Annotated in this window: 20 protein-coding genes; 7 read left to right on the top strand and 13 right to left on the bottom strand. The window is 62.9% G+C overall.

The genetic code is table 11. The features are described from left to right. Nucleotides 1–122: 122 nt before the first annotated feature. Entirely contained in the window at nucleotides 123–869 is a 747-nt protein-coding gene (locus QD356_RS07040; RefSeq protein WP_052384648.1) for a ribonuclease activity regulator RraA, read from the bottom strand. 503 nt (nucleotides 870–1,372) lie between these two features. On the opposite strand from QD356_RS07040, the gene uxuA reads away from it, so the two are divergent. Beyond that, entirely contained in the window at nucleotides 1,373–2,548 is a 1,176-nt protein-coding gene (gene uxuA / locus QD356_RS07035) for a mannonate dehydratase (protein ID WP_192839306.1), read from the top strand. 175 nt (nucleotides 2,549–2,723) lie between these two features. Here the strand turns inward: uxuA and QD356_RS07030 are convergent, their stop codons facing one another. The 9 genes from QD356_RS07030 to QD356_RS06990 form a co-directional block, all read right to left on the bottom strand. Further along, the gene (locus QD356_RS07030; protein WP_192839305.1) at nucleotides 2,724–3,593 is read right to left on the bottom strand and encodes a DUF4437 domain-containing protein; all 870 of its coding nucleotides are present in this window, start codon (nucleotides 3,591–3,593) and stop codon (nucleotides 2,724–2,726) included. 415 nt (nucleotides 3,594–4,008) lie between these two features. Then, nucleotides 4,009–5,316 (bottom strand): TRAP transporter large permease, encoded by a 1,308-nt coding sequence (locus tag QD356_RS07025; protein WP_054557135.1) that lies wholly within the window; start codon nucleotides 5,314–5,316, stop codon nucleotides 4,009–4,011. Further along, a complete protein-coding gene (locus QD356_RS07020) occupies nucleotides 5,313–5,930 on the bottom strand; it encodes a TRAP transporter small permease (RefSeq protein ID WP_192839303.1) in 618 nt (205 codons plus the stop codon). The genes QD356_RS07025 and QD356_RS07020 overlap by 4 nt, the downstream gene beginning before the upstream one ends. Before the next feature lie 118 nt (nucleotides 5,931–6,048). Next, nucleotides 6,049–7,140, bottom strand: a complete 1,092-nt coding sequence (locus tag QD356_RS07015) for a TRAP transporter substrate-binding protein (protein WP_192839302.1) — start codon at nucleotides 7,138–7,140, stop codon at nucleotides 6,049–6,051. A 190-nt stretch (nucleotides 7,141–7,330) separates the two neighbouring features. Then, entirely contained in the window at nucleotides 7,331–8,473 is a 1,143-nt protein-coding gene (locus tag QD356_RS07010) for a LacI family DNA-binding transcriptional regulator (RefSeq protein ID WP_192839300.1), read from the bottom strand. A gap of 145 nt (nucleotides 8,474–8,618) precedes the next feature. Beyond that, on the bottom strand, nucleotides 8,619–9,671 hold the full coding sequence (locus QD356_RS07005) for a D-glycerate dehydrogenase (RefSeq protein WP_225996649.1): 1,053 nt from the start codon (nucleotides 9,669–9,671) through the stop codon (nucleotides 8,619–8,621). Between the two features lie 61 nt (nucleotides 9,672–9,732). Beyond that, nucleotides 9,733–10,761 (bottom strand): sugar kinase, encoded by a 1,029-nt coding sequence (locus tag QD356_RS07000; RefSeq protein WP_225996648.1) that lies wholly within the window; start codon nucleotides 10,759–10,761, stop codon nucleotides 9,733–9,735. Nucleotides 10,762–10,944: 183 nt separating this feature from the next. Continuing rightward, complete coding sequence (locus tag QD356_RS06995) at nucleotides 10,945–12,537, bottom strand: aldehyde dehydrogenase (NADP(+)) (RefSeq protein WP_192839298.1); 1,593 nt, start codon at nucleotides 12,535–12,537, stop codon at nucleotides 10,945–10,947. A 208-nt stretch (nucleotides 12,538–12,745) separates the two neighbouring features. Then, entirely contained in the window at nucleotides 12,746–13,522 is a 777-nt protein-coding gene (locus QD356_RS06990; RefSeq protein ID WP_192839297.1) for an SDR family oxidoreductase, read from the bottom strand. A gap of 648 nt (nucleotides 13,523–14,170) precedes the next feature. Here QD356_RS06990 and QD356_RS06985 point away from each other — a divergent pair. The 4 genes from QD356_RS06985 (at nucleotide 14,171) to QD356_RS06970 (ending at nucleotide 18,002) form a co-directional block, all read left to right on the top strand. Continuing rightward, nucleotides 14,171–15,136 carry a tripartite tricarboxylate transporter substrate binding protein gene (locus tag QD356_RS06985; protein WP_192839296.1) on the top strand — a complete coding sequence of 322 codons (966 nt, stop codon included), beginning with the start codon at nucleotides 14,171–14,173 and terminating at the stop codon, nucleotides 15,134–15,136. A gap of 59 nt (nucleotides 15,137–15,195) precedes the next feature. Continuing rightward, nucleotides 15,196–15,666: a tripartite tricarboxylate transporter TctB family protein gene (locus QD356_RS06980; protein WP_107334525.1), complete on the top strand. Its 471-nt coding sequence runs from the start codon at nucleotides 15,196–15,198 to the stop codon at nucleotides 15,664–15,666. Continuing rightward, complete coding sequence (locus QD356_RS06975) at nucleotides 15,666–17,186, top strand: tripartite tricarboxylate transporter permease (protein WP_043334188.1); 1,521 nt, start codon at nucleotides 15,666–15,668, stop codon at nucleotides 17,184–17,186. The genes QD356_RS06980 and QD356_RS06975 overlap by 1 nt, the downstream gene beginning before the upstream one ends. A 114-nt stretch (nucleotides 17,187–17,300) precedes the next feature. Beyond that, a complete protein-coding gene (locus QD356_RS06970) occupies nucleotides 17,301–18,002 on the top strand; it encodes an FCD domain-containing protein (protein WP_107334526.1) in 702 nt (233 codons plus the stop codon). A gap of 138 nt (nucleotides 18,003–18,140) precedes the next feature. On the opposite strand, the gene QD356_RS06965 is transcribed toward QD356_RS06970, so the two are convergent. Continuing rightward, nucleotides 18,141–18,893 carry a GntR family transcriptional regulator gene (locus QD356_RS06965; RefSeq protein WP_192839294.1) on the bottom strand — a complete coding sequence of 251 codons (753 nt, stop codon included), beginning with the start codon at nucleotides 18,891–18,893 and terminating at the stop codon, nucleotides 18,141–18,143. Nucleotides 18,894–19,044: 151 nt separating this feature from the next. Between QD356_RS06965 and QD356_RS06960 the strand changes: the two genes are divergently transcribed. Then, on the top strand, nucleotides 19,045–19,869 hold the full coding sequence (locus tag QD356_RS06960) for an amidohydrolase family protein (protein ID WP_192839292.1): 825 nt from the start codon (nucleotides 19,045–19,047) through the stop codon (nucleotides 19,867–19,869). 52 nt (nucleotides 19,870–19,921) lie between these two features. Continuing rightward, nucleotides 19,922–21,223, top strand: coding sequence for an SLC13 family permease (locus QD356_RS06955; protein ID WP_192839290.1), 1,302 nt, complete (start codon nucleotides 19,922–19,924; stop codon nucleotides 21,221–21,223). Between the two features lie 147 nt (nucleotides 21,224–21,370). Here QD356_RS06955 and QD356_RS06950 read toward each other — a convergent pair whose 3' ends face one another. Further along, nucleotides 21,371–22,657, bottom strand: a complete 1,287-nt coding sequence (locus QD356_RS06950; RefSeq protein WP_192839289.1) for an FAD-dependent oxidoreductase — start codon at nucleotides 22,655–22,657, stop codon at nucleotides 21,371–21,373. 235 nt (nucleotides 22,658–22,892) lie between these two features. Continuing rightward, complete coding sequence (locus QD356_RS06945) at nucleotides 22,893–24,320, bottom strand: sodium:solute symporter family protein (protein WP_192839287.1); 1,428 nt, start codon at nucleotides 24,318–24,320, stop codon at nucleotides 22,893–22,895. Nucleotides 24,321–24,449: the final 129 nt, after the last annotated feature.

Below are 24,449 nucleotides of genomic sequence, written 5' to 3'. Positions count from 1 at the left end.
CTCCAGTGTTGTTATGGTTGTGGTCACTCGAGGCGCATTGAGGCAGGAGGGATGGCGGACGACAGGTCGGCGTGGCCTGTCGTCCGTGGCCGCCGTGGACAAGACGGCGGCTGGCGAGCCGATTACTGCTTGGCGGCCATATAGCGTTCGAATTCTGCACGCGCTTCGTCGGTCGGCGGATACAGGCCGATCACCGGCGTGCCGTTGCGTACCTTTTCCAGCACGTAATCCTCGAAATCTTCCATCTGGCTGGCTTCCTCGGCGATCTCGTCGGCCAGTTCCAGCGGTACGACCATGACACCATCGGCATCGCCGACCAGTACATCGCCCGGGAAGACCGGCACGCCACCGCAACCGATCGGCACCTGCAGTTCCACTGCATGGTGCTTGGTCAGGTTGGTCGGCGCGCTCGGCTTGGCGCAGAAGATCGGCAGGTTCATCTCGGCGGCGGCGCCTGAATCACGAATGCCGGCATCGGAGACGAAGCCCGCGCACTGACGATACTCCAGACGTGTCAGCAGAATGCTGCCGGCGCTGGCGGCCGAGGCGTCCTGGCGGCAGTCAGACACCATCACGTGACCGGCCGGCACGGTTTCCACCGCCAGACGCTGCGGGTGCTTGGGGTCGCGGAAGGCGGCGACGGTATCGATGTCTTCCCGCGCCGGGATGTAACGCAGTGTGAAGGCCTGGCCCACCATCTGGGTGGTCCTGTTGTTCATCTGCACCACGTTCTGGATGAAGGTGTTCCGCAGACCGCGCTTGAACAGCAGGGTGTGCAGGGAGGCGGTAGAGGCGCGCATCAAACGCTCGCGGGTCACGGAGGAGAGCTCGGCGTAGCTGGGATGCTCTGTGGAGGTAATGGCAGTCATATGGCGTCCGTCGTCAGTATAGGTAAGGAGTCTCGGCTCTCGGCAACGTGCCTGGCCCAAGTGATAAGTCGACACGTGCGTCTGATGTGCTTTCGAGACTCACTATAGGGGGGAAGAGGTGACTGATCAAACAAATATTGACAACTTTTGATGAGCAATAAGTCTAGTGTCGTGACCCGAAAAGCGCGTCTTGGTGGCCGCCAACAGGCATGTCACCACAGAGCAGTGACAGTTATTACGCAAAAAGGGTTTATGGAGAACTATTGGGTTTTTTCTTCAATATTCTGATTTAAAAAGATTTTTAGTGAGTCGTGAGCGTGATGGGTATCTGGTCGGCCTGGTATCTCGAGACGCGATCTAGCGTTGGGCCCATCTTCAGAGAGAAGTGCGCCGGGAGAGCCGCTCGCCGGCAGCGACATAGGTCGCATGGCAGCACCTGACACAAGTTGTCATATTTTGTCGGCAGGTGGCATTTGCCCCCCTTTGACCGTCAAGGAGATGACATGGAAGCGACATGGCGCTGGTTCGGTCCCGCGGACCCCATCACGCTCGAGGAAATTCGCCAGACCGGCGCGACAGGTATCGTGACGGCGCTGCATGAGATTCCCAACGGCGAGGTCTGGCCGCTGGAAGCCATTCGTGAGCGCAAGGCGCAGATCGAGGCGGCCGGGCTCAGGTGGTCAGTGGTCGAGAGCATTCCGGTGCATGAGAGCATCAAGCAGGCGGCGCCCGGCAGTGATCGCCATATCGCCAACTATCAGCAGTCGCTGCGCCACCTGGCGGAATGCGGGATCGGCACCGTGTGCTACAACTTCATGCCGGTGCTGGACTGGACGCGCACCGACCTCGCCTGGCAGCTGCCGGAGGGCGGCACTGCGTTGCGTTTTGATCAGGATGCCTTCGCGGCCTTTGATCTCTATCTGCTGGAGCGCCCCGGCGCCGAGCACGAGTACAGCAGCGAAGAGCAGCAGGCCGCGCGCAGGCATCTGGCGTCGCTCGATGATGCCGGACGCGAGAAGTTGATCCGCACCATCATCGCGGGGCTGCCGGGGGCGGAAGAAGGCTACACGCTGGCCCAGTTCCGAGCGGCGCTTGCGGCCTATGACGGTATCGATGCCGCGCGACTGCGCCAGCACCTGGCCACTTTCCTCAAGGCCATCGTGCCGGTGGCGGAAGAGGTCGGCATTCGACTGGCCATCCACCCCGATGATCCGCCGCGGCCGATGTTTGGCCTGCCACGCGTGGTCTCGAGCATGGTGGATGCCGATTGGCTGCTGGGCGTCGTGCCCAGCCCCGCCAATGGCCTGACGTTCTGTACCGGCTCCTACGGGGCCAATCCGGAGATCGACCTGTGCATCATGGCGCGACGCTTCGCCCCACATATCCACTTTGCCCATCTGCGGGCCACCGGGCGTGACAGCGAGGACAAGCGCTCCTTCCATGAGGCTGAGCATCTCGAGGGTGACCTGGACATGGTGGACATCATCAGCGTGCTGGTCGCGGAGGAGCGTCGTCGCCTGGTATCGGGCGGCGCGCCCTTGCCGATGCGCCCGGATCACGGCCACCACATTCTGGATGACGCCAGGCGCGAGACCCGCCCGGGGTACCCGCTGTATGGGCGCATGAAGGGGCTGGCGGAAATCCGTGGCCTCGAAATGGCTATTCAAAGACTGGCTTGACGGCGTCGCCTGATGGCGGGTACGCATACCAACGCAACACAAACACGAACGGCCACCCGCGGTCTTGAGACCGGGGTGGCCGCTCGTGTTTGCTGCAGGTCGCGATGTCTGCTGATTCAGAACTCAGATCTCAGAGCCAAGAGCTCAGAGCCAAGAGTTCAGACGACCTCAGGTTTCAGTCTTCGACGATGTCGAAATCACCATTGGTGCGCACGTAGAGCAGGGTCTCGCCGTCGGCGCTGGTGGTGATGTCATGGGTGATCTCGCCCTGAGAGCCGAAGTAGCTGCCGGTCGCCAGGCTCTGGCTGTCGTCCTTGCCTTCGGTCTCGTGAGTCAGGTCGCCCTTGATGACCACGGCACGGAATTCGTCGGCGTGGCTTTTGATCTCGCCGGAGAAGTCGGCCGGCAGTTTCACCAGGCGGCCGCTCAGCTGGCCGACGTCCGGGTTGCCCCACAGGAAGGCGGTCTTCGGGCCTTGCTCGGCGTCGTCGCTGCCCGGCAGGTTGATCCAGCGGATGTCATTGGCATCCAGCCACACCATGTTGTTCTCGGCGACATTCAGCGGCTCTTCATCGTTGTGGAAGGCCTCGGATTCCGGCTGTACCAGGTAGGGCCCTTCATTGATCTCGATGTAGGCCATGTTGACCTTGTCTCTGGCCGCGGTGATGTGCGATTCGCCTGCCGGCTGGATCCAGAACGAGCCTGCGGGCAGCCACTGCTCATCGGCGTTCTTGTCATCGTTGTGGACCTCGCCCTGGATGACCACGCCACGGTAGGTGATGTTGTGGATGTGGGGCGGTGAGGAGAAGCCTTCGTTGAACTTCACCAGGAAGCCCGAAGCGCCATCCTTGGTGCGGTCGCCCCACAGGTCGCCGGCCGCCGGGCTCTGGTCACCGCGCAGCGGGTTCAGGTAGCCCCAGTCGATGTCGGACTGCTGGACGACTTCACTGGACGGCGTGAGCGTGGAGTGGTCATCGGCGTGGGCGGTCATGCTGGCGAAGGCGACCGAGAGGCCGAGAAGAGCAAGGGAGAAGGGACGTTTCATGGTGGCTGCCTGTCTGGTCATGGGAAGAAGGGGGACAATGCCGATGCGCTGGCAATCGACGCAGTGAATCTTGGAACGGGCAGGCGGCGGGATATAGCGGCAGATGGCGTAAAGACTTTCAATCAAAACATGATAATCGGCCGTTCATCTTGGGCGTGTTATCGGCGACAGGCCTCAAGGCGATACCATGACACACGGCGTGGCGCTCACCTTGAGGTGAGGATAATTTCTCGACAGATCACGACGTTGGCGCGCTTTTGGCGCGGGTTGGTGCCGCTGGTTCGGCCCGACCCGCCGGGGAGAGGCGGGCAAAAATGAGCCGCAAGAGGCAGGCAGGGAGGTGTGCGAGGACGAGAAATGGGCAGTTCCGGACATTCCTCAAACAGTTTTCGGAATGTCCGGATAATGCGCCGGTTCAGACGAAGTCAGGGGCGATGAGGCGCGGAATGGTCAGCACGAATTCCGGGAACAGGATCATCAGCAGGATCACGGCCAGCATCACGCCCAGATACAGCATGGTAGTCGCCATGGCCTTGAGCAGAGGAATGCCGCCTATCTTGGCGGAAATCATCAGACACAGGCCGTAGGGCGGCGTGATCAGGCCCAGCCCCAGCGCCATCACGCCAATGACACCGAACTGCACGGGGTGCACGCCTGCCGACATCGCCAACGGATAGAAGATGGGCGCCATGATCGCCATCGCGGGCAGGGCATCCATGAAGGTGCCGATCACCAGCAGCACGATGGTCATCACGATCAACAGCACCGTCGGGTCGGTGATGCTGACGCCCGCCATCAGCTTGGGTGGAATCTGATAGAAGCTGATCAGATAGCCGAAGATGGCCGCGCCCACCAGGCTGAACAGCGACAGCGAGCACAGTCTGACGGTGTCGGTGGAAGCATTGAGCAACTTGGTGAGATCCAGCTCGCGATAGACCACGAAGCCCAGCGCCAGCGCATAGACCACCGCGATCACCGCGGCTTCGGTGGGCGTCACGATGCCCAGGGTGATCCCACCGATGATGACGATCGGAATTCCGGCGGCCAGCAGGCCATCCTTGCCGGAGCTGGCCAGCTCCTTGAGGGTGGCGCGCTTGCGCACCGGCACATCATAGCGGCGGACATAGCGGGTATTGAGCAGCAGCTGGGCCACGCCGATCATCACGCCGGGCAGGATACCGCCCAGAAACAGGCCGGCGATCGAGGTATTGGTCAGCGCGCCCCATACGATCATGTTGATCGACGGCGGGATGATGGTGCCCATCACGGAGGAGGCCGCGGTGACCGCGACGGCGAAGCTGACCGGATAGCCTTCGCGTTTCATGGCCGGAATCAGCACCGTGCCCACGCCGGCACTGTCGGCGGTGGAGGAGCCGGACACCCCGGCAAACAGCATGCTGACCAGCACATTGACGTGAGCCAGCGCGCCACGGAAGTGGCCGACCAGGCGCATGCACAGCGTGATCAGCCGGTCGGTGATCCTGGCGGCATTCATCAGGTTGCCGGCCAGCAGGAACAGCGGCACGGCCAGCAGCACGAAGGAATCCATGCCGTTGTACATGCGCTGGAACATGATCCAGTAGGTCAGGCGCGGGTCGAGCAGAATCAGCGTCGTCGCCGTCAGCACCAGCGCCATGGCGATGGGGATGCCGATCACGATCAACACGCCCAGCACGCCGAACAGCAGCCAGGGCATCAGGTAGAGCCAGTCCATTGGCATCATGACAGGGGCCTCCGATCAGTCGCGCCATGCGCATGGCTGGCGATGGCGGGAGACAGAACCGCTGCCGTCTCCTCGGGTATTGCCAGTTCTTCCGCCTCATTGGGCGTATTGAGCGCCTTCTCCATGGCCTGCATGCCGTGCAGCCAGGCATGCAGCAGCCGTTGCAGGCTGAACAGCACGATGAAGATGCCGCTGACGGTGAATACCGAGTAGACGTAGATCATCGACAGTCCCGAGGCCATGGCACTGCGGCGCAGACCGGAAAGGGCGAAGTCCTTGCCGTGCACGATGAACAGCACCCCCAGCAACAGGCAGGCGAGATCACGGATCCAGCGCGTGACGAGATCGGCACGGCTGCCACGCGCAAAGGCTTCCAGCACGAAGTGATCGGCGTGCAGCACCCCGACCGCGGTGCCCAGCATCACCATCCACTGGAAGGCGAAGCGGCTGAATTCCTCGGTCCAGAACAGACGCGGCAGGAAGGCCAGATTGCGACTGGCGATCTGATAGATGATGAAGACGATGAAGCTTGCCAGCAGCGCCAGCAAGACGAGATAGAGCAGACGTTCGAGCGTCCGGTTCAGGCGCGAAAGCCCTGAGAGCACAGGATGCATGGCACTGTCCTCAAGAAGAGTGCGAGGGGGGAGGAGCTCGACGCAAGGCGGCGAGATCATTCAAGCCAACCTGAAGGCGGGGCAGCCAGACGCTGCAGGGCTGCCCCCCAGGCGTGGCTTACTTGACCGCACGCACCTTGTCGTAGATTTCCTTGAGGCCCATCTCGGCGATCACTTCCTTGAGTGGCTCGGCCACGATTTCCTGCATGCGCTCACGGTCGATCTCATGCAGCTTGGCACCCTGCTTCTCGAGCTCGGCGAGGGCGTCCGCATCCTGCTCCAGCTGCACCTTGCGGGCATAGGCCGCCGCGTCATGGGCCGACTCCATCAGGGTCTTCTGCTGCTGCTCATCCAGGTTGTCCCAGGACATCTTGGACATGGTCAGCAGGCGCACGGTGATGTCGTGCTCGGACAGCGCGATGTTGGGCGCGACTTCGTGGAAGCGCATGCGCAGGGTCCATTCCGGCTCGTTGAGCAGGCCGTGGATCGCGCCCAGCTGGATGGCGGTGTAGATCTCCTTCCAGGCCACCACGCTCGGTTCGACCCCGAGTGCCTGCCAGGCGACGATCAGCGGCTTGGTCGGGTTGGTACGCAGCTTGAGGCCCTTGAGGTCATCGAGTGAGGTGACCTCGCGCGAGCTGACGATATGTCGCTTGCCGCCCCCGAAGTAGGCCAGCACCTTCACATCGGTCTCGTCACTGATCTTCTGGGCAATCTCCTGGCCGACATCGCCATCCAGTACCTTCTGCCAGTGATCGACATCGCGATACAGGAAAGGAATCGTGAAGACGTTGGCGGTGGGCGAGAAGTCGGTGATCAGCCCGGGGCTGACAATGGACATGTCCAGCGCGCCGGCCATCTGTTGCTCGAACATCTCGGTCTCATGGCCCAGCACCGAGTTGCCCATGATGGTCATGGTGATGTCGCCATCGGTCTTCTCGGCGAGCAGGTCTCGCAGGCGCTCGGCGCCGAGTTGATAGGCGGTATCTTCGGTGCCGGCGTGGCCGAAGCGCAGCTCCATCGCCTGGGCGCTGGCCGAGACACCGAGCGTGGCACCCAGCAGGGTGCCGGTGGTGGCCGCAATGGCCAGGCTCTTGCCTAGCCCTTTGCCCAGCCGGGATCCCAGGCGTGATGAGCGCTGGGAGGGAGAGGTGGGAATAGAGGTAGAAGTAGAAAGAGAGGTATTGGTTGGATTGATCCAATTCAGCATGATGGCGTTTTCCTTGGCGTTGTTTGTTGTTGTGCCTTGCATCTTCTGGTCTTGCAGTCTTGCAGTCTTGCAGTCTTGCCGTCTTGCGCTTGCCAGACCGACAGTCTCCAGACTGCCGGTCCATGCTCGGGGGCTGTGCGGCTTGTCGATGCTCTCCAGGCATGACTCGCCGTTCAGCTGAAGCTTGGTGTCAGTCCTGCGGTGGCGTCGCGACGCTGGCGTCGTCGGGACTCCCGCAGGAGCGGCGAATCTTGAGTTCCGGCGGCATGATGACGCTCTCTCGCTCGCCGCCGGGATTGGCGATCCGGCGCAAGGCCAGGCGCGCCGCCTGCTCCCCGATGGCGTAGGGATGCGTGGCGATACTGGTCAGGGGCGGGTCGCCCAGTTCGGCTTCCTCGACGTCATCGGTGCCGATCACGGCGCAGTCGCGGCCGGGCTCGAGCCCCATCTGGCGCAGCCCCAGCATGGCGCCGAAGGCTACCAGGTCGTTGTGGCAGACCACCGCCGTCGGGCGCGGGCTTTCCTGCATCAGACTCTTGATCAGTTCATGACCGACGCGTCGGGTCACGCCATTGCCGCGTACCAGGCGGCGATAGGCCAGGCCGTGGCGGTCCAGCGCAGCCTGATAGCCCAGCCAGCGGTCATGGCTGACCGAGTGATCCGCGCCGCCGATGAAGGCGATGCGCTGATGGCCCAGGCCGACGAGATGATTGACGGCCATCTCGGCCACGCGCCGGAAATCGGTGCCGGCGTAATCGAAGGGCGGCGCGTCCAGATAGCGCATCACCTGGATGCAGGGCATGCCCCAGTCGGCCAGTTGATGGATCAGGTTGGGGTCTGTGTGTTCGGCGGGGCACAGCAGCAGACCATCGACGCGATGTTCACGCATGCGCTCGATGAAGCGCTGCTGACGCTCGGGGGAATCCTCGCTGTTGGCGAGAAATGACACATAGCCTTCCTGATGCAGGGCGGCATCGATACCCGCGACCATAGAGCCGAAGAAGGGGTTGGCGATGTCATAGACCACCACGCCCAGGGTGGCGGTGCGGCTGCCACGCATGGCGGCGGCGCCACGGTTGTAGACATAGCCCAGCGCCTTGATGGAGGCCTGGACCTTCTCGCGGGTGCGCTTCGCCACCAGCGGGCTTTCGCGCAGCACCAGCGAGACCGTGCTGCGCGAGACCTTGGCGTGGGCCGCGATATCCTGGAGCGTGATGCTGCTCGAGGCGCCCTGGGTTGAATGGCCCTGAGTCGAATGGCTCTGTGATGAAGAGGCCTGCGATGACGGGTCGGCATCTTCCCGAGCAGGGGGTGGCGTGATGGGCGCTTTCATGGCGTCGTTCCTGGGTATTTTCTTGTTGTCATCCCAAGCCTGGGCTGGGGCGCTGGCGTTTTGGATTGTTCCAATTCCTTGTCGTCAGCATAGAGCAATCCCTCGGCTATCCCTTCAGCACTTTGGTCTGGCAGGCGGGCCCGTGCTAGCGGCGCGTCCAGTGGGCTTCATTGACCGCGCTCAAGGGGGATTCGCCTGCCAGCGCCAGCAGCAGGTTGTCCAGCGCACGCTGCGCCATGGCGCGCCGGGTCTCATGGGTCGCCGAGCCGATATGCGGCAGCGCCACGACCTGCGGCAGGCGCGTCAGCGGCGAGCTTGCCGGCAGCGGTTCCTGCTCGAAGACATCCAGCCCCGCCCCACGAATGCCGTCGCGCTCGAGACACTCGATCAAGGCGCCTTCATCGATGACGCGCCCGCGGGCGATGTTGATCAGAAAGGCGCTGGCGGGCATCAACTCCAGTTCGCGCTTGCCGATCAGGCGTTCGGTCTGCTCGCTGAGCGGGACGGTGACGCACACGAAGTCGCTGGTCTTGAGCAGTGAGTCCAGTTCGACACGGGTCGCGCCGAGTTCGCTTTCCAGCTCAGGCTTGGGGGAGGCGTTCGAGTACTGGATGCACATGTTGAAGCCGAGCGCGCCGCGCCGCGCGATCGCCGCGCCGATGCGTCCCATGCCGATCATGCCCAGTGTCTTGCCGTGCACATCCGTGCCGAAGTGGGACGGTGTGAGGCTCTCTGTCCATTGGCCATCGCGAACCTTGCAGGCCAGCTCCACCGCGCGCCGCGCCGTGGCCATGATCAACAGGAAGCCGGTGTCCGCCGTGGTCTCGGTCAGCACATCCGGGGTATTGCACAACAGGATGCCGCGCGCGTTCATCGCCTCCAGCGGGTAGTTGTCATAGCCCACCGAGACCGAGCAGATCACGCGCAGGCTGGGGGCGGCGTCCAGCAGCGCTGACGTGATCACATGGCCTGAGCTGATCAGACCGTGGGCGTCATGCAGGGCATCGCGCAGCGCGTCTTCCCGTGCCTGTGCGGACAGGCCATCCGGCAACACCACGACATCATGATGCTCGCGCAGGGTGCTCATCTGGTCATCGTCGAGTGCCTTGAGCACCACGACCTTGCGGCGGGGCAGGGGGGTGGCCGCATCGCTGGCCATCTGGCTGGCACCTTGGGGCGAGTAGTGCTGTGCGTGCATGGAGGTCTCCTTGAGTTCATGAGCGTTCGACACGAACGGATCGACAGGCGCGGATCGCGGCTCAGGACACGAGACTGGCGGCCTCTCCGTTCTCGATCGCCGTGAGTGTCTGGCGATCCGGCAGACCTTCCATGTCACCGCGCACCTGCACCGCGCGACTGCCCAGCAGGTTGGCGCGCAGCATGGCAGCTTCAGGTGACAGTCCATCGAGCAAGGCGCTGATGGCGCCCACCGCAAAGGCATCGCCGGCACCGACGGTATCGACGACCTGGTCGACGCGCTGGCCGGGAACACTGAAGGCGGCTTCCTGGCCGCCGATCAGCCCACGGTAATAGCTGCCCTCGGGGCCGAGCTTGATGATGACGGCCTTGGCGCCTTGTTCGAGGTAGTGGCCCGCGATGGCCTCGGGGGTCTTGTGGCCGGTCAGACGTTCGCCTTCCGCCAGTCCCGGCAGCACCCAGTCAGCGCGGCTTGCCAGCTGATTGAGGGTGTCGCGCATCTCACGCTCGCTCGACCACAGGGTGGGGCGCAGATTGGGGTCAAAGGAGATGCTGGCGCCTGAGGCGCGGGCCTGCTCGAAGAGGTGGAAGGACAGCTCGCGGCAGCTGGGGGAGATGGCCGGCGGAATGCCGGTGGCATGCAGGTGGCGCAGGGCGCTGAAATCGATGCCATCGGCATCGCGTGCATTCATGCGGCTGGCGGCGCTGCCCTGGCGGAAGTACTCCACGTGGGGGTCTTCGCCCTGACTGGCGCGCGCCTTGAACATCAGGCCGGTGGGCGCCTCGCTGTCCCGGGTCAGATGGCGGCAGTCCAGGCCATTGTCTTGCAGGGTCTGGCTCAGAAAGCACCCGAGACTGTCGTCACCCACGCGGCTCAGCCAGCCGACATGAAAGCCCAGGCGGGCGAGGCCGATGGCGACGTTGGTGTCGGCCCCGGCGATACGGCGCTCGTAATGTGAGACGTGCGCAAGATCTCCCTCGCTCTCGGCGACCAGCATGGCCATGGCTTCGCCAAAGGCGAGGATTTCCAGTGGCGAGGAAGAAGGGGAAGAGGTGGGCGTCGCAGACGCGCTGGCTTGCTCAGACATCATGGCGTGTCCTTTGTCTTGGAGACATTCCTTGTATTTGTCAGGCATGACGGCGCGGCTGGCGAAGCCGCGCCGTCATGGTAGTGCTGCACCGATAGTGCTGCGCCGTCTTGCTGGTCGCGCGCGTCACTTGTTGCGTACTGATTGTCGCGTACCCGTTGCCGACAGACCCAGTGATGGCGCGACTCAGTGCTGGCGCTTGCCGTCCACCAGGCGTGGCAGGTCGGCGCCGTCACGCAGGGTCGGGCTCAGCAGCGCTTCGGGCAGGTCCTGGTAGCACACCGGGCGCAGGAAGCGTTCGATCGCCGCGCTGCCCACCGAGGTGGTGCGGCTGTCGGAGGTGGCAGGCCAGGGGCCGCCGTGGACCATCGCCTGACAGACCTCGACACCGGTCGGCCAGCCATTGGCGAGGATGCGACCCGCGCGACGCTCCAGTACCGGCATCAGGCTGCGCGCGGCAGCGATATCGGCATCGTCCAGATGCAGGGTGGCGGTCAGCTGGCCTTCCAGGTGCTCGCAGACCGCACGCATCTCGTCCAGATCGCGACAGGCGATGACCAGTGAGCTGGCACCGAAGACTTCTTCCTGCAATGCGGCTTCACTCAGGAAGTCGCTGCCGGTGGTGCGGAACAGCGCGGTCTGACACGGGCTTGCGTTGTCGCCATCCAGCGCACCGCGCGCCACTTCCTGTACCTGAGGCAGGGCGGAAAGCTTCTCCACGCCACCGCGGTAGGCGTCGTGAATGCCCGGCGTCAGCATCGTCTGGCAGGCACTGGCCGCGACATTGTCGGCGGCGGTGTTGAGGAAGCGCTCCAGCGCTTCACCTTCGAGTGCCAGCACCAGCCCCGGATTGGTGCAGAACTGGCCGGCACCCATGTTGAGCGAGGCGATGAAGGCCTGTCCCAGCGCTTCGGCGCGGGCCTCAAGCGCGGCCGGCATCAGCAGTACCGGGTTGATGCTGCTCATCTCGGCGTAGACCGGAATCGGTTGCGGGCGGGCTTGAGCCGTCTTGAGCAGCGCCGTGCCGCCACTGCGCGAGCCGGTGAAGCCCACGGCCTGGATGCGCGGGTCATTGACCAGTGCCTGGCCCAGGGTGTTGCCGCTGCCGTAGAGCAGCGAGAAGACGCCTTCCGGCAGGTTGCAGCGCTTCACGGCACGCTGGATGGCGCCGCCGACCAGCTCGGATGTGCCCGGGTGAGCGGAATGCGCCTTGACGATGACCGGGCAGCCCGCCGCGAGGGCCGAGGCGGTATCGCCACCGGCCACCGAGAAGGCCAGCGGGAAGTTGCTGGCCCCGAACACCGCCACAGGGCCGAGACCGATGCGCCGCTGGCGCAGGTCGGCACGTGGCATCGGGCTGCGCTCCGGCATGGCCGGGTCGATGCGCACATCCAACCATTCCCCGGCGCGTACGACGCCGGCGAACAGACGCAGCTGACCGCAGGTGCGGCCGCGTTCGCCTTCCAGACGTGCGCGTGGCAGGCCGGTTTCCTGAAGGGCGCGTTCGGTGATCTGCTCGCCGATGGCCTCGATTTCCTCGGCGATGGTCTCGAGGAAGCCGGCGCGGGTCTCGGCATCCGTCTCCCGGAAGCTGTCGAAGGCGTCATGCGCCAGCTGGCAGGCCAGCTCCACCTCGCGGGCACCACCGGCCGGATAGGCGGGGTCCAGTCGTTCGCCATTGGCAGGATTGATGGCATGAACCGGCTTGCCGTCAGCCAGCAGGCTCTGCTGGCCGATGAGCTGATGGCCGCGCAGTGTCGTCTGATCGGAAGGTGACATGAGGCGTCTCTCTTTTCGTTGGGCGTGCTGTGCGTGGGACGTACGGAGCGTGGGGCCTGGGGTGCGTGGTAGGTGCTGTGCGTAGGACGCGCGGAGGGCCAGGGGGGCAGGCGCCTCGACAGGCCAGGCCGGTCGAGGCGTCACCGCCTTGGGGATTGCGCGTCACTTCACGTCATTCCACCGCGCTGAAGGTGACAGGCGACCTGCCTTACGGGCACATCTGGCCGCCGTTGATGTCGATCACCTGACCGGTGATGTAGCCACTGGTGGCGTGCGAGGCGAGGAACAGGAAGGTCGGCGCGCATTCTTCGGAGGTGCCGAAACGGCCCATGGCGATGCTGCCGGCGATCTTGGTGCGCAGCTCTTCGCTCTTGTCGGCATGGAAGACGGTATCGATGGTGCCCGGCGACACGATGTTGAAGCGCACGTTGTCCTTGGTGAATTCCTTCACCCAGTTGCGATGCAGGTTGTGCAGCATGGCCTTGGTGCCGCCGTAAAGAGAGGCGCCCAGACCGCCGCCTTCGCGACCCGCGATGGAGCCGGTGCTGATGACGCTGGCGGTGGTGCCGGAGTCCTTGGCGGAGGCCTTCAGGTGCGGCATGGCGTACTTGGTGGTCATGATCGCGGAGCGCAGGTTCAGGTCCATCACCAGGTCGAAGGCGGCATCGTCCAGACTCTCGAGTCCTGCTCGCACACCCAGGCCACCGGCGTTGTTGACCAACACGTCCATGCCGCCGAAGGCCTTGGTGAAGTCTTCCACCAGTGCGGCGCAGCCTTCGCTGATGGACAGGTCACGTGCGAAATATTCAAAGCGCGCGCCGGTCGCTTCCATCTGCTGAATGGCATCGCGCGCGGCATCGTCCTGCTGACGGCTGTTGATGCCGACCACGGCACCCTCACGGGCGAAGGCGACAGCGGCTGCCAGGCCAATGCCCTTGGTAGAGCCGGTGATGAGAACTTTCTTCTGCTTGAGATCGGTGAACATGTGGGATTCCTGACGGTGGAAAGCCGTACGCTCTTGGAGGCGGCATGGCGAATGAAAGGTGGAGGGGCCTGCGGCGAGCATCGGCTCCCTCTCGGCACGAGTCACCTTAGCCCAGACAAACAGGATCGACAAACAAATAATGACAACTAGCGAATAGTGCTTTAGTGCAGTCCCGCCTCTCGACTGACATGAGAAGGCTGTCCTGAGGCCTGGCTCGCGCGGTATTGACTGGGGCTGAAGGGGGAGGGGACTGTGCTTATCAGGCAAGAGACAGATTTGTCGTAAAATCTCTGATGAAGCTGATAAATCAATGGCTTGTGGCAATTCAGGCGATGCTGATCGGCCAACGAGCCGCAAGACGTTGCGGCCATTGGATAAGGGTCGCAGGGGCCGGGGTCGGCTATCCTAGGGGTTGATCCGGCCAGCCCGTCACGACCTGCAACCCCCGCTCCCTCCCTGCTGTCCATTTTTGGATTGGTCTAAAGTTCAAGTTGTCATAACTTGTAAAATTCGTGCATCCCGCTGACACTGATCTGCGTATTCGGGGCAGTCATCGCCAACCCCCAAAGCGGCTGCCCCACGCTGCAACGCCACAATCGACACAGCCACGCAACGCCTCCATAACAAGACAACGAGAGAGTCTTCGCCATGCGTAAATTGTCACAAGTCCTCTGTGCCTCCGTGCTGACCCTGTCCGCTTCCGCGGTGATGGCAGCCGACTATCCCTACAAGCCCATCACGCTGATCGTGCCCTGGTCTGCAGGTGGCGGTACCGATGCGGTCGGTCGTCAGCTGGCGGCGGGCCTGCAGGAAGAGCTCGGTCAGCCGGTCAATGTGGTCAACAAGACCGGCGGTTCCGGGGTGGTGGGGCACATGGCCATGAAGATGGCGCGTCCCGACGGTTATACCCTGGGGCTGGGCACGGCAGAGATCGCCACCTATCAGCACATCGGCACCGCGCAACTGTCCTATGAGGACTTCACGCCGATCGCGCTGCTCAATCTGGACTACGCCTCCTTCACGGTGAATGCCGATTCCGAATGGAAGACGCTGGATGATGCATTGTCGGCGCTGAAGGCCAACCCCAGTGACTACACTGTGTCCGGTTCTGCGCCGGGAGCGGCCTACCATCTGTCCTTCGCGGGCTTTTTGGATCAACAGGGCATCAACCCGAATGACGTGACGCTGGTACCCAGCGAAGGCGCGGCACCGGGCCTGCAGGAACTCGCCGCCGGTGGCGTGGATATCGTGTTCTCCTCGCTGCCGGAAATCGAATCCATGCGCCAGTCGGGTCGCGTCAAGGCGCTGGCGGTACTCGCCAATGAGCGTGTCGATTCCTTCGAGGACATTCCGTCTGCCAAGGAGTTGACCGGCTCCGAGTGGAGCCAGGGCTCCTGGCGTGGTCTGGTCGGCCCTGAGGGTCTGCCGGAAGAGGTCACCGCGCGTCTGTCTGAAGCCACCGAGAAGGTCTGGAAGTCCGAGCAGTTCCAGGACTTCATGGCCAGCCGCGGTTACGGCACCGTGTGGGAAGATGCCGAAGGGTTCCGTGCCTTCATGAAAGATCAGGACGAAAAGAACGCTGCCACCATCGACAAGCTGGGGCTGGCCAACTGAGCACGTCGCATCGCTTCGTGTTCGAACGTTTCCTCCTGAGTCTTCATGAGTAACCGCACATGCGTACCAACGACAAGGTAACGGGTGTGGTGACGGCAGCCTTCGGGGCTGCCGTCATATATGCCTCCCTCGACCTGAAGAACCTGCCGCGCCAGGAATATGGGGCCGGTACCTTTCCCACCGTCATCGGCGCACTGCTGATACTGTTCGGGGCCATCCTGCTCGTCCGTGGGCTGCGCAATCGTGAAGTCTGGTTTGCCTGGCAGCACCCCGTGCCGCTGATCACCTTCATTCTGACGCTGGTGGCCATCTGTGCCTCCATCATCGCCTACATCTATCTCACCCCGGTGGTCGGCTTCCCCGTGGTGTCCTTCGTATTGCTCACCTTGCTGCTCTACACCTTCCATCATCGTCGCTGGATGCCCGCTGCCGGCATCGCGGTGACGGCGACAGGGGTGATCTGGGGCGTGTTCGGCCAGTTGCTGCACGTGCCGCTCGAGCTGGGACTGCTGGAAAAGGTGATCTACTGATGAGTGACTTACTGCAAGCCGCCACGATGGTGTTCACCTGGGAAGTGATGCTGATCATCCTGGCCGCCTCCCTGTTCGGGCTGTTCATGGGCGCGATCCCGGGCCTGACCGCCACCATGGCCACGGCCCTGCTGGTGCCGGTCACCTTCTTCATGGACCCGCTGCCGGCCATCGCCGCCATCGTGTCCGCCACGGCCATGGCGATCGTGGCCGGGGACATTCCCGGGGCGCTGTTGCGAATCCCCGGTACGCCAGCCTCGGCGGTCTATACCGAGGAAGCCTATGCCATGGGCAAGCAGGGCAAGGTGGGCCTGGCGCTGGGTCTCAACGTGACCTGCTCGATGATCGGCGGCGTGATCGGGGTGCTGATCCTGGCCTTCTTCGCACCGCGCATTGCCGAGTTCGCCATCCAGTTCACCAGCGATGAGTACTTCTGGCTGGCACTGCTGGGGCTGTCCTGCGCGATCCTCGTCTCGGGGCGTGATCCGCTCAAGGGCGGCATCTCGATGCTGGCGGGCCTGGTCATCGCGATGGTGGGCATGGACAGTGTCTCCGGCCAGATGCGTTTTACCTTCGGCAACTACGACCTGCTGGCCGGTATTTCCATCCTGCCGGTGCTGATCGGCCTGTTCGCGATCTCCGAGCTGATTCGCCGCATGCCCGAGACGCGCAATCCGGCGCCGATCGTGCCGCCGGTCATCAAGCGTCCCTTCGAGGGCGTCGGCTCGACCCTGTGGAAGTACAAGGGCGGCGTGCTGCGCGGCGGGGCACTGGGAACCGTGATCGGCTCTCTGCCCGGCGCCGGTGCCGATATCGCCTCCTGGATCAGCTATGCCGTCAGCCGCAAGTTCTCCCGAACGCCGGAGAAGTTCGGCAAGGGTCATCCCGAAGGCCTGGTATCGGCCAGTTCCGCGAACAATGCGTCGCTGTCCGGTGCCTACATTCCGGCGCTGGTGTTCGGTATCCCGGGTGATACGGTGACGGCGATCATCATCGGCGTCCTGATGACCAAGGGCATCACCCCGGGGCCGGACGTCTTCACCGACCAGGCACCGCTGGTGAACGCCATCTTCATGGTCTTCGTGCTGGCCAACCTGCTGCTGCTGCCGCTGGGCTTCATGGCGATCCGCGGGGCGCGTCACATCCTGTCGATTCCCACCGGCATCCTGTTCCCGCTGATCCTGATGTTCTGCATCGTCGGTGCCTTCGCGGCCAACAATGCCATGTTCGATATCTGGATCATGCTTGGCATCGGCCTGATGGGCTTCTTCATGGCCGAGAACGACTTTCCGGTCGGCCCGATGATTCTGGCGGTGATTCTCGGGCCGATCGTCGAGAGCAACTTCATGCGTTCGATTCTCAAGTCCAATGGCGACCTGACCGCCTTCGTGGACCGCCCCATCGCCATGGTGCTGGCCATCGCCGCGGTGGCGGTGTGGAGCATGATCATCGTCAATGGCGTGAAGGCAGGGCGCAAGGCACCGCAGGCAGAGGAAGCGACTCAGCCCCAGGATGCCTGAACGGGCGTCTGCCGCGCGGCCTTTCCTCAACTGGCAGGGTTTCCGGTAGAATTGCACACCATCCGACATGCCTGAAGGTGGACCAAGAGTGATGAGAAAGGGCGACATGACACGATGAGTGACGCAGCCAAGCATTCACTGGCGCTGGTGGTCTACGAGAAGATTCTGGCGGCCATCATCAGCGGTGATTATCCCGTCAACAAGAAGCTGCCCACCGAGGCGCGCCTGTGCGAGCTGTATGAGGTGTCGCGTCCTGTGCTGCGTGATGCGCTGGCGCGGCTGCGCGAGGACAATCTCGTCGTCTCGCGGAGGGGCTCGGGCAGCTTCGTCATCAATCGACCCGACAGCGCCGTGCTCGAATTCGCGCGCATCTCCAGCATCGCCGACATCCAGCGTTGCTTCGAGTTTCGCACCAATGTCGAGGCCAGTGCGGCGGGCCTTGCCGCACTGCGGCGCACCCCGGAGCAGTTGGAGCACATTCGCCAGCGCTTCGAAGCCATCAACCAGGCCAATCTCAACCATGATCGCGCCTCGGATGAAGACTTCGAGTTCCATCTGGCGATCACCGAAGCGGCCAGCAATCACTACTACGCCACCGTGCTGCGCTCGCTCAACCAGAGCATCAAGGAGGGCATGAACCTGACGCGCGGCCTGTCACTGCGCGCCTCGGAGGAACGCCTGCGCATCGTCCAGGATGAGCATCAGGCGATCATCGATGCGATTGCCGACAAGGACGCCGCGGCGGCCGAAAGCGCGATGCGGGCGCATCTCGAAGGGGCGCGCCGACGCATGTTCGAAGGCGTTCATGCGCCCTGACGACTGGCTTGCCAGGCGACCCACTGTCTACGACAAGGCCCCTGATCGGTGACGTTCAGGGGCCTTGTCGTAGATGGGCTCTGACAGCACGCAGATTGGCCTCGCGTTGTCACATCCTGCCGTTTCCCTTCCGTTGCCTCAGGCGATCTCGATCTGATAACGGAACTCGCTGGCGATACCGTAGGAGCGCCTCAGCTCCAACGGAGTGCCATCAAAGCCGCTGGCGATACGGTCGATCACCACGACTGGTGTCTCGAGGGCTACACCTAGTAGCTCAGAGGTAGATGCGTCTGCCACGCCGATGGAGAGTGTTTCCCGCGCATGGGCGACCAGCTGCCCACATAGTGTTTCGTAGGTCGGGTAGAGCAGGTCACCCAGTGCATCCTTCGGGGTCTCGAGCAGTGCGGCAAAGCGCTTCTGAGGGAGCCAGATCCGCTCATGGAACAGCGGTTTTCCCTCCAGGCGGCGTAGACGCTCCAAGTGGATGACTCCTGCTCTGGCTCCAAGGTTCAGTGCCTGCCTGACATGCTGGCTGGCAGGCGCGCTCTCCAATGACAGGATATCGCTCTCCGGAATCCGGGTAATGCCCTGCGAGTCGACCTGACGGAAGAAGCGCGACAACGAATGCGTGAATTCCGGGCGGCGAACGAAGGTACCGCGTCCTTGCTGGCGCTCCAGGATACCGTCCTGCACCAGTGTCTCGATGGCCTTGCGAACCGTGCCGATCGCGACTTCATACTCTCGCGTCATCTCGGCTTCGGTCGGGATGGGGGTGCCCGGCACCCAATGCCCCTCGGCGATCTGCAGAAGGAATTCATCGCGAAGGCGCTGGTAAAGCGGTAGTCGGCTGTCCGTTCCAGTGATCCCCCGAACTGACCGTGCTTGCGGCATGCATTACTCCTTTGGTCATGGGTCTCTGCTATCAGCGTAAGTTTTACGCTAACCTGTCACTCGAAATACATATATATGTTTGCATGAATTGCAGGCGGTATGGCCTGATATTCCTGCCTCCTCACATACACACCGATAGTGAGTGACCCTGATGACTGTAGATTCACTGACTTCCTGTCGTGGCGTTGATTGCCACGCCCACGTCTTTCTTCATGACCTCCCCATGGTGGAAGGTCGTCGCTATTGCCCTGAGTATGATGCCACGGTCGACGCATATCTGGCGCAGCTGGATTCGCAGGGGCTGTCACATGGCCTGCTGGTCCAGCCAAGCTTTCTGGGCACCGACAATCGTTTCCTGCTGCAGGCGCTTGCCGCATCTCCTGAGCGCCTCAAGGGCGTGGTAGTGGTCGACAGTGCCATCTCCATGCCGGAGCTGGATCGCATGGAAGCGGAGGGCGTGGTCGGCATTCGCCTCAATCTGATCGGTGCGACACCGGCGGACTATCTAGGGGAGGAATGGCTATCGCTCTATCGTGAGCTGGCGCGCCGCCGATGGCATGTAGAAATCCAGCGCAGCGTGGCCGATCTCGCCGACTTTCTGCCGAGCTTGATCGAGACCGGCGTGACACTGGTGATCGACCACTTCGGCCTGCCGAAGGAGGGTGAGCTTACCCCTGGACTCCCTGATCATCAGCGCTTTCTGACGCTGGTGAGCTCTCCGCAGCTGTGGGTCAAGGTTTCCGCGCCGTATCGCTCGGGCGCAACGCTTGAGCAGTCACGACGCTCGCTCGCCGTGTTGCGCCAGGCCATGGGCAATGACCAGCGGCTGATCTGGGGCAGCGACTGGCCGCACACCCGTTTCGAACACGTGGCCGATCATGCAGCCCAGACCCGGCGCATGCGCGAGCTGTTGTTGAGCCCGGAGCTGATCGAACAGGTAATGATCCACAACCCGCGTCGTTTGCTGCAGCTGTAACTTCATCGTCCTGCCACATCTGCCCTGTCTCCACATAACAAGAGTGTTCGCCATGTCGAGTCTTGTCGTCATACTGGCCATCGTGGTCTCGATCGTCTTGGGCTATCGCTTGCGCCTGAACATCGGTCTGTTCGCCATTGCCTTCTCCTATCTGATTGGCTGCTTCTGGCTTGGAATGTCGCCCAACGAGGTGATCGGCCTATGGCCGCTGAAGATCTTCTTCATCATCTTCTCGGTCTGTCTGTTCTATAACTTCGCCATCGTCAACGGCACGCTTGAGAAGCTGGCGGAACATCTGCTGTACCGCTGTCGCAATGTGCCAGCCTTGTTGCCGTTTGCCATCTTCTTTTCGTCGGTGATCATCTCGGCGTTGGGTGCAGGCTACTACACGGTACTGGCCTTCATGGCGCCCATCACGCTGCTGTTGTGTGACAAGACTCGCCTGTCGCTGATCGTCGGTGCCATGGCGGTCAACTACGGCGCGTTGGCGGGGGCCAACTTCGTTTCCAGTCAGAGTGGCATCATCTTTCAAGGTTTGATGACCGGTGCCGGTATCTCGTCCGGTGATGCCTTCCATTACAGTTTCGGCATCTTCCTGGCGACCATGGTCGTGCCCATCGTGGTGCTGGGACTGCTGGTGCTGTTCTCGCTGCGAGGAAGTCAGGGCGGTGTGCAGATTACCGATGCAGCCCAGCCCTCGCCGATGAACCGTGAGCAGCGACTGACATTGCGTCTGACGTTGCTGTTGATGGTCACTGTATTGGCACCGCCGATCACCGCGATGATCCTGCCGGATAATGCGCTGGTGGCTTACGTCAACGACCGCATCAACATAGGGCTGATTGCCAGCGTGTTCTCGGTGATCGCGTTGCTGATGAAGCTGGGGGATGAGCGCAAGGCGATCGCTTCGCTGCCGTGGGGCACTATCATCATGATCTGTGGTGTCGGCATGCTGATCTCGATTGCCATCAAGGTCGGCACTATCGATCTTCTGGCTTCCTGGGTGAGCGGCAATATCCCGGTCTACGCGGTGCCGATCGTATTTGGAGTGATCTCAGCGATCATGTCGCTTTTCGCCAGCACTTTGGGAGTGGTGACGCCTGCGCTGTTCCCTGTCGTGCCGGCGTTGGCCACCCAGCTGGGAATTGACCCGATGATCCTGTTTGTCGCCATTGTCATCGGTGCTCAGTCCACCGCCATCTCGCCATTCTCTTCCGGCGGTAGCCTGATTCTGGGTTCATGCCCCAGTGAAGAGCGTCGCAATGACCTACTGCCCAAGCTGCTGTTCAAGGCAGCGCCGTTGGGCTTCGGGGCTGCGCTGATCTTCAATTTCCTGTTCGCTTTCGTGTATTGAGGAGCGGAAATTTTCTCTCCACCTTCTGTAAGCAGAAGCTCTTGCAAGCTCTGACGCAAGAAACAAGAAGCCCCTGACAGGTTCGCCTGTCAGGGGCTTTCGTCTTCATGGGCAAGAGTGCAGTTCTGCTTGCTCAGGCGAGCGGGATCATTGGCAGAACCTGGCGGGCGACAGGCTGCGCGCGTATTCCGGCAGGGGTTCGTGCGCCACCGTGCGTGCCACCAGATCGCCCGTCTCGGCCGAGAGTGTCAGGCCCAGGTGGCCATGCCCGTAGGCGAGCAGCAGGCCGGGGCAGCCGGGCATTTCGCCCACTACCGGCAGGCCATCGGGAGTGGAGTGGCGCACGCCCATCCAGTGGCGGGCGACGTCGAGCGGCTGACCGAAGAGTGTCTCGCCCCATTGCTTGAGGGCTTGCCAACGCTGCGGCGAGGCGGGACGAGATGGCGCGCAGAACTCGGTGGTGCCCGCCAGGCGAATGCCTGCGGCCATGGGCGAGGCGTAGAAGTGGTGCGCCAGCCAGCCCACCGGGCGTGAGAGCGGGAGCGAGGTGGCGAGTTCGATGTGATAGCCGCGCTCGCTGACCACCGGCAGTCGCTTGCCGAGTCCTGCCAGCAGCGTATTGCTCGCGATACCGGCGCAGATCACCACATGCGAGACCTCCTGCGAGGTGGCGGCGGTGTCGATGCGCCAGCCACCGCTGGAAAGTGGCGTGAGGGCGTCGACATGTTGCGCCGTCCACTCAAGGCCGCCTTCTTCGAGCTGTGCGAAGAGCTGGCGGCTGAGTGACAGCGGACTGGTGAGATGGCGGGTATCAGGGAAGTAGAGGCCGCCTGCCAGTCCCTTCGAGTTGAGCGAAGGTTCCAGATCCCGCAACTGGTTCGCGCCCAGTGCCTGACATTCGACTCCGTCATGACGTTTCGCCTGAGCCATCTTCTCCAGCGATGCCGGGGTGATGGCGGTGTCGCGCTGGATCTGCAGGCAACCTGTCTGGCTGGCCAGTACAGTGGGCGCTCTGGTCTGCAGGTCATCGATCAGAGCATGCTGTCGTTCGACGGCATTGGCCAGCAGGGCGATCAGGTCCGCCTTGTGGCGCTGGAAATTGGAGGGCGTTGCCGCCTTGAGGAAGCGCCAGCCGAAGTCCGCCAGGGCAGGCGTGTGGCGCAGGGCGATGGCAAGGGAGGGCTGTCTGCTCAGCAGGTGGCCCGGCAGTTGACGCAGGGTATCGCCGTTGGCCATCGGCGAGGTGGCGTAGTTGGCGATGAGGCCGGCATTGCCGAAGGAGGTGCCTTCGCCGACGGGGTTCGGGTCATACAGTCGAACGTGATAGCCACGTGCCTGCAAGGCGCGGCAGGTCGCCAGGCCGATGATGCCGGCGCCAATGACGGCAATGCTGTCGTGGCTCGCCACTAGGGCGGCGGGGGATTGCGGGGTCATCGCGCGTACTCTCTTTGCCGGTCATGCCGGGCGGATTGCCCGACATGATCGGCGTGATGAAGACGGTGGCAGGGCCATGACAGAGCCTTGGAAGACTCATGGTCGAGCGGCGCAGGCCCTGCCGGTGGCTCAGTTGTCGCGGTAGAACTTCCAGGAGGCGATGGCGATGCCCACGGCGGTGAGGATGCTCAGCAGGCAGATCACATACAGGGTCAGTCCGAACATGGTCAGGTCCTCAGGAGTGGGTGGGCTGGGTCGGGGCGTTCTTGCCGTTGTGGTCCGGCGCCGCGTTCAAGAACTGATAGACGAGGGTGAAGACCACGATATTGGCGATGACGCCGGCGATCAGCGGCGTAATGCCGCTCAATGCCTCAAGCTCCAGGCCGCTCCACTTCCAGACGCTGGTGGCCAGTGCCCCGGCGAGCATCGCGGCGATGCCGGCACGCTTGCAGCGAATCTTGAACAGCACGGCGAAGATGAACGGCAGCAGGATGGTCGGTGCCCACAGCGCGTAGCTCAGCAGCAGCGCATCGATGATCGAGGTGGCGTAAAGCGCGAAGACGATGGCGCCCAGTCCGATGGCCAGATTGACGCCGCGCTCGATCCACAGCTGCTGCTTGCCGGACATGGCGGGATTGATGAAGGGCTTGTAGATGTCGGTCACGAAGATGACCGCTGCCGAGTTCAGGTAGGAGTCCGCCGTCGACATCACCACGGCCAGCAGTGAGGCGAGCACCAGGCCGGTCAGGCCCAGTGGCAGGGCGTCACGAATCAGTTCCGGCATGGCCTGATCCGGCGAGATCTGCGGATAGAGCACCAGCGCGATCAGGCCGATGGTGGAGCTGACGGCATAGAACAGCAGGCCGAAGCCGCCGGCCAGCGAGTAGCCGATCTTGGCATGACGCGAATCCGGTGCCGACAGGGCGCGCTGGGTGTAGGGCGGGACGAGGGTCTCGCCGAGCAGGAAGGCGATGAAGATGCTGATGAACATCAGCGGCGTGTAATCGCCCATGATGCTGAAGTGCTCGGTGGGCAGCGCGGTGATCAGGGCATCGGGGCCACCGATCTTGTCGAGCCCGACGATCATGGTGATGGGCAGGAAGACCGCGAGCATCACGAACTGCACCACGTCGGTCTGGATCACGGCCCACATGCCGCCGGCCGTGGAGTACACCAGCACCACTGCCATGCCGATCAGGATGCCGGTGCTGATCTCGATGCCCAGGATGGCATTGAAGACGGTGCCGATGGCCAGCGCCTGAGCGCCAAGGATGCCGACGCAGAAGATCAGCGAGAAGATGCCGGTCAGCAGGCGAGCGCTGCGACCATAGTGATGCGCCATGATGTCACCGACCGTCTGGGCGCCCGCATAGCGCTTTAGGCGCGGTGCGATGTAGAGGCCTGCGATGATGGTGGCGATGGGAAAGGCGGAGGCCGCGAACATGAAGGCGTAGCCCTCATCGAAGGCCTTGCCGGCGCGGCCCATCGAGGCGCCCCCGCCGAGGAAGGAAGCGGCGAGCGTGGCGAACAGCACCGGCCAGATGATCTTGTTGCCGGCGACGGCGAAGTCGGCACTGCTGGAGGTCTTCTTGGCACTGCGGTAGCCGATGTAGAGCAGTATCGCGAAATACAGCAATAGCCCCATGAGGTCGATCATATGCATTGTCTGTGGCCCTTTGTTGTTGGTTATGAGGGTCTGGTCAGCTTCCTCCCGCAGGGGGTATAAGCACAACTAAAGGCTGTCTATTAAGTCATAAGAACAATTTAGAGTCTGCCCGAGAAAGGCTAGTCT

Origin of the sequence: Cobetia sp. 2AS, assembly GCF_029846355.1 — a bacterium.
GTDB classification, from domain to species: domain Bacteria; phylum Pseudomonadota; class Gammaproteobacteria; order Pseudomonadales; family Halomonadaceae; genus Cobetia; species Cobetia amphilecti.
The sequence above is the reverse complement of the archived record's forward strand: the minus strand, read 5'-3'. Positions and strand labels throughout refer to the sequence as shown.

Coding starts and splice junctions, on each gene's coding strand:
- QD356_RS06980 (WP_107334525.1), top strand. CDS start 15,196: ATGCGTACCAACGACAAGGTAACGGGTGTGGTGACGGCAGCCTTCGGG.
- QD356_RS07015 (WP_192839302.1), bottom strand. CDS start 7,140: ATGCTGAATTGGATCAATCCAACCAATACCTCTCTTTCTACTTCTACC.
- QD356_RS06970 (WP_107334526.1), top strand. CDS start 17,301: ATGAGTGACGCAGCCAAGCATTCACTGGCGCTGGTGGTCTACGAGAAG.
- QD356_RS07025 (WP_054557135.1), bottom strand. CDS start 5,316: ATGATGCCAATGGACTGGCTCTACCTGATGCCCTGGCTGCTGTTCGGC.
- QD356_RS06965 (WP_192839294.1), bottom strand. CDS start 18,893: ATGCCGCAAGCACGGTCAGTTCGGGGGATCACTGGAACGGACAGCCGA.
- QD356_RS07000 (WP_225996648.1), bottom strand. CDS start 10,761: ATGATGTCTGAGCAAGCCAGCGCGTCTGCGACGCCCACCTCTTCCCCT.
- QD356_RS06975 (WP_043334188.1), top strand. CDS start 15,666: ATGAGTGACTTACTGCAAGCCGCCACGATGGTGTTCACCTGGGAAGTG.
- QD356_RS07020 (WP_192839303.1), bottom strand. CDS start 5,930: ATGCATCCTGTGCTCTCAGGGCTTTCGCGCCTGAACCGGACGCTCGAA.
- QD356_RS06990 (WP_192839297.1), bottom strand. CDS start 13,522: ATGTTCACCGATCTCAAGCAGAAGAAAGTTCTCATCACCGGCTCTACC.
- QD356_RS06960 (WP_192839292.1), top strand. CDS start 19,045: ATGACTGTAGATTCACTGACTTCCTGTCGTGGCGTTGATTGCCACGCC.
- QD356_RS06985 (WP_192839296.1), top strand. CDS start 14,171: ATGCGTAAATTGTCACAAGTCCTCTGTGCCTCCGTGCTGACCCTGTCC.
- QD356_RS07040 (WP_052384648.1), bottom strand. CDS start 869: ATGACTGCCATTACCTCCACAGAGCATCCCAGCTACGCCGAGCTCTCC.
- QD356_RS06995 (WP_192839298.1), bottom strand. CDS start 12,537: ATGTCACCTTCCGATCAGACGACACTGCGCGGCCATCAGCTCATCGGC.
- QD356_RS07030 (WP_192839305.1), bottom strand. CDS start 3,593: ATGAAACGTCCCTTCTCCCTTGCTCTTCTCGGCCTCTCGGTCGCCTTC.
- uxuA (WP_192839306.1), top strand. CDS start 1,373: ATGGAAGCGACATGGCGCTGGTTCGGTCCCGCGGACCCCATCACGCTC.
- QD356_RS06955 (WP_192839290.1), top strand. CDS start 19,922: ATGTCGAGTCTTGTCGTCATACTGGCCATCGTGGTCTCGATCGTCTTG.
- QD356_RS07010 (WP_192839300.1), bottom strand. CDS start 8,473: ATGAAAGCGCCCATCACGCCACCCCCTGCTCGGGAAGATGCCGACCCG.
- QD356_RS06950 (WP_192839289.1), bottom strand. CDS start 22,657: ATGACCCCGCAATCCCCCGCCGCCCTAGTGGCGAGCCACGACAGCATT.
- QD356_RS06945 (WP_192839287.1), bottom strand. CDS start 24,320: ATGCATATGATCGACCTCATGGGGCTATTGCTGTATTTCGCGATACTG.
- QD356_RS07005 (WP_225996649.1), bottom strand. CDS start 9,671: ATGCACGCACAGCACTACTCGCCCCAAGGTGCCAGCCAGATGGCCAGC.